This window comes from Polynucleobacter rarus (genome assembly GCF_003072505.1).
Taxonomy (GTDB): domain Bacteria; phylum Pseudomonadota; class Gammaproteobacteria; order Burkholderiales; family Burkholderiaceae; genus Polynucleobacter; species Polynucleobacter rarus.
Window position 1 is genome coordinate 929,548 of sequence record NZ_NTGB01000001.1, and the last position, 12,761, is coordinate 942,308.

Annotated in this window: 8 protein-coding genes; 3 read left to right on the top strand and 5 right to left on the bottom strand. The window is 39.9% G+C overall.

From position 1 onward, the window contains the following. The first annotated feature begins 3 nt into the window (after nt 1-3). Nucleotides 4-1,143 carry a nitrogen regulation protein NR(II) gene (gene glnL / locus AOC35_RS04330; RefSeq protein WP_108645935.1) on the top strand — a complete coding sequence of 380 codons (1,140 nt, stop codon included), beginning with the start codon at nt 4-6 and terminating at the stop codon, nt 1,141-1,143. Next, nucleotides 1,143-2,633: a nitrogen regulation protein NR(I) gene (gene ntrC, locus AOC35_RS04335; protein WP_108645936.1), complete on the top strand. Its 1,491-nt coding sequence runs from the start codon at nt 1,143-1,145 to the stop codon at nt 2,631-2,633. Before glnL ends, ntrC begins: the two co-directional genes overlap by 1 nt. A gap of 132 nt (nt 2,634-2,765) precedes the next feature. Here ntrC and xth read toward each other — a convergent pair whose 3' ends face one another. The 5 genes from xth to AOC35_RS04360 form a co-directional block, all read right to left on the bottom strand. Further along, nucleotides 2,766-3,608: an exodeoxyribonuclease III gene (gene xth / locus AOC35_RS04340; RefSeq protein ID WP_108645937.1), complete on the bottom strand. Its 843-nt coding sequence runs from the start codon at nt 3,606-3,608 to the stop codon at nt 2,766-2,768. Continuing rightward, the gene (locus AOC35_RS04345) at nt 3,605-5,716 is read right to left on the bottom strand and encodes a M3 family metallopeptidase (protein WP_108645938.1); all 2,112 of its coding nucleotides are present in this window, start codon (nt 5,714-5,716) and stop codon (nt 3,605-3,607) included. Before AOC35_RS04345 ends, xth begins: the two co-directional genes overlap by 4 nt. A 5-nt stretch (nt 5,717-5,721) precedes the next feature. Next, entirely contained in the window at nt 5,722-6,579 is an 858-nt protein-coding gene (gene folD, locus AOC35_RS04350) for a bifunctional methylenetetrahydrofolate dehydrogenase/methenyltetrahydrofolate cyclohydrolase FolD (protein ID WP_108645939.1), read from the bottom strand. A 10-nt stretch (nt 6,580-6,589) separates the two neighbouring features. Further along, the gene (locus tag AOC35_RS04355; protein ID WP_108645940.1) at nt 6,590-7,222 is read right to left on the bottom strand and encodes a response regulator transcription factor; all 633 of its coding nucleotides are present in this window, start codon (nt 7,220-7,222) and stop codon (nt 6,590-6,592) included. A gap of 120 nt (nt 7,223-7,342) precedes the next feature. Continuing rightward, the gene (locus tag AOC35_RS04360; protein ID WP_108645941.1) at nt 7,343-9,886 is read right to left on the bottom strand and encodes a sensor histidine kinase; all 2,544 of its coding nucleotides are present in this window, start codon (nt 9,884-9,886) and stop codon (nt 7,343-7,345) included. A gap of 167 nt (nt 9,887-10,053) precedes the next feature. Here AOC35_RS04360 and aceE point away from each other — a divergent pair, with 167 nt between their 5' ends. Next, nucleotides 10,054-12,753 carry a pyruvate dehydrogenase (acetyl-transferring), homodimeric type gene (gene aceE, locus AOC35_RS04365; protein WP_108645942.1) on the top strand — a complete coding sequence of 900 codons (2,700 nt, stop codon included), beginning with the start codon at nt 10,054-10,056 and terminating at the stop codon, nt 12,751-12,753. The last annotated feature ends 8 nt before the right edge of the window (nt 12,754-12,761 follow it).

A 12,761-nucleotide genomic window follows, 5' to 3' on the forward strand; every position in this document is an offset into this window, starting at 1 on the left:
CCCATGCGCATGATACCGACTAGGGCAGCTTCGGCTGCCCTTTTTAATCCTCAAGAGGCACTCGATCAGATGCCAAACTCGGTACTTATCGTTGATAAGAGTACCTTAGCTGTCATTTATGCGAATACGGCAGCTGAAGTCTTTTTTAAATCTTCGAGAAAGTCATTTGTAGGGTGTGAATTGAGAGATTTGTTTGGTGATGATGGGCCATTTTATGAATCCCTCGAGTTATTTCAAAGAACAGGAATTACGCAGCGCGTTGATATTTTGTTAGGTGTTGGTTCCCTTCGTTTAGATCAAAAGGAATGTAAGGCTTACCTCATCCTTTCGAATTTAGAAGGTGCAGATTTATTTTTAATGGAATGGTTTGAAATTGATCAACGCAATAAGAGTGCTCTGGAAGAACGTTTAATGATGCAAGCAAGGGCAAATAAAGATTTAATGAGAAATTTAGCCCATGAAATTAAAAATCCCTTGGGTGGGATTAAGGGCGCTGCGCAGTTGCTAGATTACGAATTACCAGATCCTTCCTTAAAAGAATATACCAAGGTAATGATTAAAGAGGTTGACCGCTTACAACTCTTGGTTGAACGCCTCTTGGCACCACAAAAAAAGCAAAAGCAAGTTAGCGAAGTCAATATTCATGAGGTTTTAGAGCGAGTTCGCAGCGTTGTGCTTGCCGAGTTTCCGAAAGGCTTAAACATTACTCGTTTCTATGACGTTAGTATGCCGGACTTTGTGGGTGATAAAGAATTATTGATTCAAGCCGTTTTGAATATTGTGCACAATGCAGCTCAAATACTTGAAGATCGTATAAAAGAAGGTGATGCGTTGATACAGCTTCAAACGAGTATTTCAAGAAATATTACGATTGCAAAAAAACGTTTTAAGCTCGCTCTTAATATTCATGTCATTGACAACGGACCGGGAATACCCCCTGAGATCATTGATCATGTTTTTCTACCTTTAGTGTCTGGGAGAGCCTCTGGCAGTGGTTTGGGTCTGACTCTTGCCCAGTCATTTGTGCAGATGCACGGAGGGTTTATTAGCGTTCAAAGTGTTCCTGGTAAGACGGAATTTCATATACAAATTCCGTATACCTCTGCAGATTTCATAACAAGTATTGATTCAAGGAGTTCATAATGAGAGCGGTCTGGATTGTAGATGATGATCAATCTATACGTTGGGTTTTAGAAAAGTCTTTAGCAAGAGAAGGAATTCCCTTTAAAAGTTTTTCTAACCCAGATGATGTTTTAGATCTATTAGAAAAAGAAAAGCCCCAAGTCATTATTTCAGATATTCGTATGCCTAAGGGTAGTGGTATCACTTTGCTTCAACAGATAAAACAGGACTTTCCTAAGATTCCAGTCATCATCATGACTGCCTTCTCTGATATGGAGTCAGCTGTTTCTGCATTTCAAGGTGGTGCATTTGAATATATTACGAAGCCCTTTGATATTGGTGAAGTGATTGCTCTCATCACGCGTGCGGTCAATGAAAGTATTAGTTTAGAAGTGGTTAAAACGCAATTTGCTCCTAATATGGTAGCAAGCAGTTCCATGCCAACCGAACTGATTGGACAAGCACCTTCGATGCAAGAGATTTTCAGAGCAGTTGGCCGACTTGCTCAGTCCAATGCCAGTATTTTGATTACGGGTGAATCTGGCACTGGTAAAGAATTAGTTGCCAGAGCATTACATCGCCACGGTGATCGTTCTTCCGCACCCTTTATTGAATTTAATTTAGCAAAAATTTCAAAAGATTCAATTGAAGCTGAGTTATTTGGATACGAGCGTGGGGCATTTGCCAATGCAGCAACCATGAAGCGGGGTTGTTTTGAACAAGCAGATGGTGGTACTCTGTTTTTGGATGAGGTAGGGGATTTGCCGCTTGAATTGCAGGGCACTTTACTACGACTAATTGAAGATGGTCGATTTCACCGAATTGGTGGTCAGCAAGAACTGAAGTGTAATGTCCGATTTATTGCCTCTAGTTTTAAAAATTTAGAGGCCTTAGTTGCCAGCGGTCAGTTTAGAGAAGACTTGTTTCATCGACTTAATGTGATCCGCCTTCGTTTGCCAGCTTTACGCGAAAGAAAAGAGGATATTCCAATTTTGACGCAACATTTTTTAATGATGAGTGCTCGAGAATTAAATGTAAAACCGAAGATTTTAAATCCCTTAACTTTAGATATTCTTTCCATGATGCAACTTCCTGGAAACGTTCGTGAGCTACAAAATATTTGTCACCGTTTAACAGTGATGGTTTCTGCTCAAGAAATTATGCCAAAAGACCTTCCAAAGGATTTTCATCAATTTACTCCAACAAATTCCTCAGTCAATTCATTAGACTATGTCAATCCTGAAAACATTATTCCTGTAGCAGCGATTCCTAAACAAGTGATTCAACCGAGTAGCTCTTCATCCTGGGAAAGTGGCTTAAAGACGGTAGCAAAAAAAATGTTAGAGGCAAATAACGAAGGTATTTATCAAGAGTTATTGAATAAATTTGAAAAATCCTTGATTGAAACTGCGCTTGAAGTTACCAGAGGCAGAAAAGTAGAGGCAGCGGAGCGTTTAGGGATTGGTCGCAATACCATTACTCGCAAGGTTCAAGAATTAAATATCCTTTAGTATCAATATTTTTTGCCGAAAATACCTGTTTGTAACTCGGTAAATGATGATTGGTTTATGAGTGAAAAATTACCGCCTTTAGTGCGGTAATTTTTTGAGCCGTAATTTTTTATTGTCCGAGTCGTAAATTGACTACTGGTTGATAGTAATGATTACTGGAGCATGATCTGACGGTTGTTCCCATGTTCTAGGTATCTTATCAATGGTACAAGCAAGGGCTTTTTCTTTTAAGGCCGGACTGATTAAGATATGGTCTATTCGCATACCAGCATTTCGGCGAAATCCCATCATACGATAGTCCCACCAACTAAAAGATTTCGGAGCTTGATCAAACAGTCGGTAACTATCGATCAGTCCCATTGCTTCCATATTAAAAAAGTATTTTCGCTCTTCATCGGATACTAAGTTTTGACCAACCCATGCTGCAGGATCGTGTACATCTTGATCTTTTGGAGCAATGTTATAGTCGCCAACGAGTAATAGTCTGTCGTAAGCATTTAATTGGCTCTGTAAATAATTCTGTAGTGCTTCCAACCAGCTTAATTTATAACTAAATTTCTCTGACCCAACAGCTTGACCATTGGGGAAATATCCGCAGATAAATCGTAAAGGTTGAGTGTTTTTTAAATGAATTGTGGCAGCAATTAACCTCTGTTGCTCATCAACGAATCCAGGGATATTTTTTTGAAAATCTAAGAACGCAGTCTCAGGGTTTTGTGTGACGAGTGAGAGTGCTTCTTTACGGACTAGAACAGCAACTCCATTATAGGTTTTTTGACCTGCAACAAGACTGTAATAACCGGCTTTCTCTAACTCATCAAACGGAAACTTATCCTCAGTCAACTTCAGTTCTTGTAGTCCAATAATATCAATCGCTTCGTTTTTTGCCGCCTGTTGGGCAAGCCAATTTAAAAGATGAGGAAGTCTCACCTTGATGGAGTTCACATTCCAAGTAGCAATTCGGTATTGGTTCAACGTGGTAATCCTTCATTCAAGGCAAGCAAACCGCCGTGTCGCAGTAGGGCATCAATTGAGGGTGCTCTACCCCTAAAGGCGGCAAAGGACTCTGTTGCAGAACGACTTCCACCAACTTCTAAAATTTCATGGCGGTAACGAATGCCGACTTCAGAATTTAACACCGAGCCAACAGTTGATGCTTGCTCTTCAAAGGCTGCAAAGGCATCAGCTGATAAAACCTCAGCCCATTTGTAACTATAGTAGCCAGCTGCATATCCACCAGAAAAAATATGGCTAAAAGTATTTGGCCAACGCGATAAATCTGATTGTGGCATTACATGTATCCTCGCGTTGATCTCTTTGGCTAAGGCTAAGATATCAGAGGCTTGTTGCTTGTTTGGTTCAAAGGACGCGTGCAATTCCCAGTCAAATATCGCAAACACCATTTGTCTGAGTGTGAATAAACCATTTTGAAAGTTTTTAGCAGCATTCATTTTGGCAAATAAATCTTTTGGTAATTTTTCACCTGTTTGAACATGCTTTGAAAGTTTTGAGATAACCTCATAATCCCAACAGAAATTTTCCATAAACTGGCTAGGTAATTCAACGGCATCCCACTCAACCCCGTTAATACCCGATACGCCAAGCGTATCAACTTTTGTCAACATATGATGGAGCCCATGACCAAATTCATGGAAGAGGGTAATCACATCATCATGCGAGATCGTCGCAGGTTTAAATACCCCATCTGCTAATTTTAAAGGAGCTGGAAAATTGCAGACTAAATAAGCAATCGGAGTTTGAATTACACCATTACTCAGCAGTTTACGACCTCTGGCATCATCCATCCATGCACCGCCACGCTTACCAGCTCTAGCATAAGCATCTAAATAAAAGTAGGCAACAATTTCTCCATGCTCATTGCGCACTTGAAAGGATTTAACATCTTCATGCCATTTGGGTAGGTCAAACGCTTCTATCTTAATTTGTAAAACCGTTTCAATTACATTAAAAAGTCCAGCTAAAACTTGATCAATTGGGAAGTATTGTTTGACTTCATTTTCAGAAAATAAATACTTTTCTTCTTTCAAAGCCTCTGAAACAAAAGCAACATCCCATGGCTCTAAGGACTCTATGTTCAATTTTGATTTGGCAAACGCCGATAATTCTTCGAGGTCTAATAGCGCCTTCGGATGGGCTCTGGTGGCAAACTCACTTAAGAACTTTCTAACCTGATCAACATCTTGCGCCATCTTTGGAACTAGACTTAATGCAGCGTAGCTTGGGTAGCCAAGAAGTTGAGCTTCTTCTTGCCGTAAGCTCAATATTTTTAACATTAATTGAGTGTTATCCCATTCGGCTTTTCCTTGGCCATACTCAGGACCTAATTCTGAAGCCCTTGTGACATAGGCTTGATAAAGTGTTTGCCGAAGGGGACGGTTTTGAGCGAGCTGTTGTACTGGAAAATAAGAGGGAAATTTAAGACTAAAGGCCCATCCTTCGAAGCCTTTCTCAGTTGCAAACTCCTTGGCTGCAGCTAAAATATCCTCTGGTAAGCCAGCAAGCTCATCCTTGTTTGTGACGACATGGATAAATTGATCCGTTGCATCTAACACGTGATCAGAAAATTCCTTAGAAGCATTTGCTTGATTCTCCGAATTTTTGGCAAATATAGGTTTCAAATTATCGGCTAACTCTGCACCACCTAATTGGAAATCTCGAATGGTATTGTTGATACTTTTTTGTTGCGCCATGCTGAGTGTCGGCCACTCAGAGGAGTTTTTGAGATTTTTAACTTTTTCAAAGATATTTAAATTTTGTGAGAAGTAACTACTAAACGCCGTTACCTCTGGGATCATGGCAGCGTGAGCAGTTCGTAACTCAGGTGAATCAATAACACTGGTTAAATGGTTTACAACCCCCCATGCACGCCCCAGAGATTCGTTCACATCTTCCAATGGTTCAATCAAATTCGCCCAGCTTGGAACATCTTGAAGATTTTCGATTTCTTTTAAAACCTGATAGGCATTGGTAAGTAGGGTATTGATCGCTGGCTGAATATGCTCAGGTAGGATTTGATTATAGGCAGGTACATCCCGCCCAATTGATAATAACGGGTTGTGCATATGGATTATTTTTTCTGGTGAAAGTGTTGTGCTGCTTCAAGTGTATTTTGTAATAGCATGGTAATGGTCATGGGGCCGACTCCACCCGGTACAGGGCTGATCCAGTCAGCAACATATTTCACTTCATCATAATCAACGTCACCGCATAGCTTACCATCCGGCAGACGATTGATGCCAACATCAATTACGACTGCTCCTGGCTTTACCATTTGTGCAAGAATCATTTTAGGTTTACCGGTAGCCACAACTAAAATATCTGCTTCTCTGGTATGAGCGGATAAATCTTTGGTTTTACTATTACAAATAGTTACGGTTGCACCTGCTTGAAGAAGGAGCATTGCCATTGGCTTACCAACGATATTCGATGCACCGACAATGACCGCTCTTGCCCCGCGAATTGGGTAATCAATACTCTCTAACATTTTCATACAACCATATGGTGTACAAGGAATAAATAATGGTTTACCGGTCATTAAAGCCCCTGCATTCGCCACATGAAAGCCATCAACATCTTTTTCTGGATCAATGGACTCTAGAACAGCGTGAGAATCAATCTGAGAGGGGAGTGGTAACTGAACTAGGATGCCATGAATCGATGAATTATCGTTGAGCCCGTGAATCACAGAAAGTAATTCTTCTTGAGTCGCGTTTTCACTTAAGGAAATTAATTCCGAGTGAATGTTGGCATCGTGGCAAGCTTTGATTTTATTTCTAACGTAAATTTGACTAGCGGGATTGTTTCCTACTAAGACTACCGCTAATCCAGGCTTTGTTCCTTTAGCCGTTAAGATTGCAGAGTTGGTAGCAATTTGAGTACGAAGTTGTTTTGATAAGGCATTTCCATCTAAAATTTTTGCAGGCATACTTTAATTATTAAGAGGTTTTTTCAGACAGAGCCAATCGAAGTAAGTCAGCTACTGTATTTACATTTAACTTTTCCATGATGTTGGCTCGATGTGCTTCCACTGTTTTGATAGAAATGGTTAAGTCATCGGCAATTTGCTTGTTCAATCTACCCGCCACGATTCTTTCTAAGACTTGTCTTTCTCGGCTGGTGAGTTTACTTAATAAGTTTTGATTATTCTTTTGTAAGTTTGCATTTTTATAAGAGGACCGAGCTTGAACCAACATTTTTTCAACTAAGGTGTGTAACTCGTTTTCATTGAAAGGTTTTTCAATGAAATCAATGGCACCTTTTTTCATGGTTGAAACTGCCATCGTCACATCGCCGTGTCCAGTAATGAATGCGATTGGCATCGGAATCGACTCTGCCAATAAATGTTCTTGTAATTCTAGGCCTGACATTCCGGGCATTCGGACGTCAAGGATGGCACAAGAGGTGACTTCTCTTTCGTTACCAATGACTGTTTGTAAAAAACGTTCGGCACTGCCAAAACATTTAACAAAATATCCATTGCTTTCTAGTAACCAGCTAAGGGAGTCGCGAACGGCTTCATCATCATCTACTACATAAATGATTTCTCGAGATTTTTCATTTGTTGGCATATTTATAGGATTTAAAGTAAATTTACCCTTAGTTTAAAACGATTTTCGAAATTGGGTAGAAAAAATACCTACCTAGATGATTGACTTTACATAATTCAGCAAGATTTGTAACAAATAATACTAATTATGAACACCAATTGGAAGCAGTACAACAAAAGTACAGCCTTTATCTTTTGGTAAATAAGTTTCCGTATTGATTTCTTCAATTGCTATATCAGAATTATTCACCACATAAAGACGACCTTGATGGGATTCAATCACGGATCGACAAATGTTTAAGCCCATGCCCATTCCTTCTGCCTTAGTACTGTAAAAGGGTTCAAAAATATGGGGAATGGCGGCTGGTTGAATTCCTAGGCCGCTATCAATAATCCTAATACGTAACATTTCATTACCTGAACTTTTATCTAAATCAACAATTAAATGCAAGGGTATTACCAGAGATCTTAGGTGAAGAGGAGTTGAACTGCGCATGGAGTCAATTCCGTTTTTCAGTAAGTTAACGATGACTTGTTCAATGAGGACTGGGTCAAGATAATAATCTGGCAAATTGCTGGGTACTAGTGACCTAATTTCTAAGCTATATCTCTTCGCGTCAATTTCGGCTAGTTCGACAGATTGTTGAACGACATCCTCAATCCGACAAATAATTCGTTGTGGAGCACTTCTTTTTACGAAGTTTCTAATCCTTTGAATAATGGTTCCAGCACGAAGTGCCTGTGCGGAGGCTTTTTCAAGGGCTGGTAAAATTTCAGATTGAAAGTTTGGATCCGAATAATTTTTTACTCTGGTGATGACGCCCATACAATAGTTATTAATGGCCGCAAGTGGTTGATTTAATTCATGAGCAATTGATGAGGCCATTTCTCCCATGGTTGTTAAACGACTAGAAAATTGAAGTTTTTCCTCCTGATTTCTCAAGTTCTCTTCAGCTAGTTTTCTTGATGAAATGTCGGTTGTAATCAAGAGTTGAGCTAAGCCACCATCCGTCCATGGAATGTACCTTCGGCGTACTTCATACCAATTTTCATTAAGACTAGGCAATTGAACCTCTTCAGAGTCACTTGTAATCGGCAACAGCATTGCGGATGGAATCCCCGCATAGTCATCAACACTATCGTCCTCGGTTAATATATCCGAAATGACTCCATCTGGATTACCAATTAATTGTAGGTGTGCTGCAGAAGAGTTTCCAAACATTTCACGATATAGACCGTTGGTGAAAAGTAATTCCCCATTTTTAGGATTGATTACGGAGATTGCAGCATCAAGACCTTCAAGCACTGTTATAAATCGTTGTTGAGAAATTGCTAACTCTTCTCGAATTCTTTGAGGTTCAGAAATATCAATTAATGAATTAATCCAACCAGTTTGGCGATTTTTTGCATCAATCATTGGCGATACAAAATTTCTTACGGCAATTTTTTTGCCAGCTTTAGATGTAATCGTGGCTTCTATCCCTACAATCGACCCCGTTTTAGTTTTAAATGCATTATCAAGTTTGAGCATATTATTTGTTACTTCTTCCACACTTGACCAAAATGGAAAGGGAGGATATTTACCATATAATTCATCTGCGCTCCAGCCGACCATTTTGCAAAAGGCAGGGTTGACATAGTTGATCCTTCCGTCCATGTCGTGCACTCTTAAACCTACTGGATTGGATTCCTCAATAGCTCGCCGAAAATTTGTCTCTTGAATGAGGTTCTTTTGAATATCTTGGCGTGATTTCATTTGACGCCAAATAGACCAAAAGCTCCAAATAACATAAGCACTTAAACCAATCACCAGCCAATACAACATTTTATAGTTGATATTACTTGGAGAAGGGTAACTTTCAGCCTGCAGTGAGATATTCTCAGGGAACTTAATTAAGCGAATTTGATGGGTGGCATGGATTTTGTTAAGGTTTTTTTCAGACAAGCTAATGATTGGACGCCCATTTTCATTAATGATCGAAAATCGATGGCGACTCAAAATGTCTTTAGGGATAATTTTAGATAGGAGTGCAGGCATTGAGTATAAGACTGCAATGTGGTAATTTGTTGAACTAAAAATGGTAGTGGGTTGTACGTACCAAAATACCAAAGATCGGTTACGATTAATTGATTGATTTGAGCTGATAGGCTCTAGATTAAATAGTTTTCCATACTGACCATTTCCTGATTTGAGAGCGTCTTGAAGGGTCTCTTGATAGTTTTTTATAACGTTATTTTTATGTTCTAGAGCATCTGTCCAATCGTCTCCACCATTGAGTGGGTATTTCAGAGTTCTGACGTTATCGGTTGATATGGCTCTAATTTGTAAAATCTCGGTGTGCCGAGATAATAAATCCCCAGTTCGTTGGTAAAACTCAATCGTTGAATTTGAAATGTTGTCAGTAAAAACCTTACTGAGGATTAAAAACTCTTCTTCATTCTCATCAAAGTTTACTTGTATTCTTTGCTCCGAATAATCAATATCGCGAAATAATGTGATTTCTGCTTGTTTAGTTTCTTGATTATTCAGTGTCCACAAAATAGTGAACATCGCAACCATGAACAGCATGCTTGCAATAATAGGTGTGTAAAGATAATCTACGGATTGATTCGTGAAAATTTGCGTCGACTTAGCTGGTTTGAACCACGATGTGAATCGACGTAATGTTTTCTTTTTGAATATCATGTTTGATATTTTGCTCCATTAGTCATCAACAAAAAAGTTTTTTCTAATAAATCTTTAGCTAGCTATTAAATTTCACAATGTAAAATATTAATTCGGAATGTGAAATAGTTCTTGTAATTTTATATGTCAAAACTTAGACTTAAACATAACTTAATATGGAGATTAAAATGGCTACTATTCCAGAGCAAATGAGCGTAAATAATAATCAATCAGTTGACATTGACCCATTTGAAACCAAGGAATGGTTGGAGGCTCTGCAAGGGGTAATTCAGGCCGAGGGAACTGAGAGAGCCGCTTATTTAATTGATCAACAAATTTCTTACGCAAGAATCAACGGTGTTGATCAAGCTTTCCATGCTGAAACTCCTTACATCAACACGATTCCTGTAGAAAGACAGGCTCGAATCCCTGGCGATCAAGAGATTGAACATACCATTCGTTCTTACACGCGCTGGAATGCAATGGCAATGGTATTACGAGCCAATAAGTCCACCAACGTTGGTGGGCATATTTCCTCATTTCAATCCGCAGCAACACTTTATGACGTCGGTTACAACCATTTTTGGCATGCACCCTCCGAGCAACATGGTGGTGATTTGATTTTTGTACAAGGTCACTCTGCACCTGGGGTTTACGCAAGAGCATTTATGTTGGGGCGTTTAACAGAAGAGCAACTCGATAATTTCCGTCAGGAAGTCGGTGGTAAAGGTATTTCTAGTTATCCGCATCCATGGTTAATGCCTGATTTCTGGCAGTTTCCAACTGTCTCAATGGGCCTAGGTCCCATTATGGCTATTTATCAAGCTAGGTTCATGAAGTATATGGATGATCGTGGACTGGCTAAAACTACGGGCCGTAAAGTTTGGACTTTTTTAGGTGATGGTGAAACCGATGAGCCGGAATCATTAGGCGCTATTGGCATGGCTGGGCGTGAGCATTTAGACAATCTAATTTTTGTGATTAACTGTAATTTACAAAGACTTGATGGTCCTGTCCGTGGTAACAGTAGCATTATCCAAGAATTAGAAAGAGAATTTAGAGGTTCTGGCTGGAACGTTATCAAAGTAGTTTGGGGTACTCATTGGGATGCACTTTTTGCAAGAGATAAAAAAGGTATTTTAATGAAAAGGCTCGGCGAAATTGTTGATGGAGAGTACCAAACTCTTAAATCCAAAGACGGGGCCTATGTTAGAGCAAAAGTTTTCAACACTCCAGAACTCGCTGCATTAGTAGCCGATTGGTCAGACGAGGATATTTGGAACTTAAACCGCGGCGGGCATGATCCACACAAGGTATACGCGGCTTTTCACTCTGCCGCAAACCATCAAGGTCAACCTACATTAATTTTAGCTAAAACAATTAAAGGTTATGGCATGGGCAGTTCTGGTGAGGCGATGAATATTGCTCATCAACAGAAAAAAATGGGCATGGAAGATGTGAAAGCTTTCCGCGATCGTTTTAAATTGCCTGTTAAGGACGAAGATTTAGAAAACGTCCCTTATCTTAAATTTGCTGAAGGTAGTCCTGAATTAGAGTACATGCGTTCGCGTCGAATGGAGTTGGGGGGGTATTTACCGCAACGTCGTTCAAAAGCGGAGTCGATGAATGTGCCGAAATTAGAAACTTTTGCGGCGCTGTGTGAAGCAACAGTTGAAGGTCGTGAAATTTCTACTACGATGGCTTTTGTACGCATGCTAAATATGATCATCAAAGATAAAGAGATTGGACAACGCGTAGTACCAATTGTTCCTGATGAGTCAAGAACATTTGGTATGGAAGGGATGTTTCGCCAATTAGGTATTTGGAGTCATATCGGCCAGTTATATGAGCCTCAAGACCGTGATCAATTAATGTTTTATAAAGAAGATAAAACTGGCCAAATTTTGCAAGAGGGTATTAATGAGGCGGGTGCTATGTGTGATTGGATAGCCGCTGCCACTTCTTACTCCACCCACGGCGTCCCAATGTTGCCTTTTTATATTTTCTACTCCATGTTTGGATTTCAGAGAATTGGTGATTTAGCCTGGGCTGCCGCTGATATGCGCTCTCGTGGTTTTTTACTCGGCGGAACTGCTGGTAGAACAACTCTGAACGGTGAAGGCTTGCAACATGAAGATGGTCATAGTCATTTATGGAGTGCAACTATTCCCAACTGCGTAAGTTATGACCCAAGTTTTAGTTTTGAACTTGCTGTTGTCATTCAAGAAGGTATGCGCAGAATGTTGACTGAGCAGGAGGATGTTTACTATTACATTACTCTCATGAATGAGAACTACGCTCATCCTGCGATGCCTAAAGGTGCTGAACAAGACATCCTTAAAGGTATGTATTATTTATCCAGTACTGGCACTCCAAAAGCTAAATTGAAAGTGCAATTATTAGGTAGTGGCACCATTTTTAGAGAGGTTATCTTTGCCTCAGAAATGCTTTTGGAAGAGTGGGGAGTTGCGGCTGATATTTGGGGTTGTCCGAGCTTTACAGAGTTAGGCAGAGATATTCAGAGAGTTGCTAGAACGAATTTATTGAACCCAACACAGCCGAGTGTCTTATCCCATGTTGAATCCTGTTTGAAGGATCATGCGGGTCCAGTAGTTGCTGCAACCGATTATATTCGTGCCTTTGCAGAACAAATTCGACCAGCGATTCAGCAAGTTGGCAAACGATATACCGTTCTTGGTACGGATGGCTTTGGGCGGTCAGATACACGTGAGAACTTAAGACATTTCTTTGAAGTAGATCGTCGGTGGATTACGGTCGCAGCTTTAAAAGCACTCGTAGATGATGGTAAGTTGGAAGCCAAAGTGGTTGCACAAGCAATTGCTAAATATGAGTTAGATCCTAGTAAACCAAATCCAATGTCCGTTTAAGGAGTGAA

Bases quoted from the DNA above. Each gene is read 5' to 3' on its own strand.
- glnL (WP_108645935.1), top strand. From the start codon at position 4: ATGCGCATGATACCGACTAGGGCAGCTTCGGCTGCCCTTTTTAATCCT.
- AOC35_RS04360 (WP_108645941.1), bottom strand. From the start codon at position 9,886: ATGATATTCAAAAAGAAAACATTACGTCGATTCACATCGTGGTTCAAA.
- aceE (WP_108645942.1), top strand. From the start codon at position 10,054: ATGGCTACTATTCCAGAGCAAATGAGCGTAAATAATAATCAATCAGTT.
- AOC35_RS04355 (WP_108645940.1), bottom strand. From the start codon at position 7,222: ATGCCAACAAATGAAAAATCTCGAGAAATCATTTATGTAGTAGATGAT.
- AOC35_RS04345 (WP_108645938.1), bottom strand. From the start codon at position 5,716: ATGCACAACCCGTTATTATCAATTGGGCGGGATGTACCTGCCTATAAT.
- ntrC (WP_108645936.1), top strand. From the start codon at position 1,143: ATGAGAGCGGTCTGGATTGTAGATGATGATCAATCTATACGTTGGGTT.
- folD (WP_108645939.1), bottom strand. From the start codon at position 6,579: ATGCCTGCAAAAATTTTAGATGGAAATGCCTTATCAAAACAACTTCGT.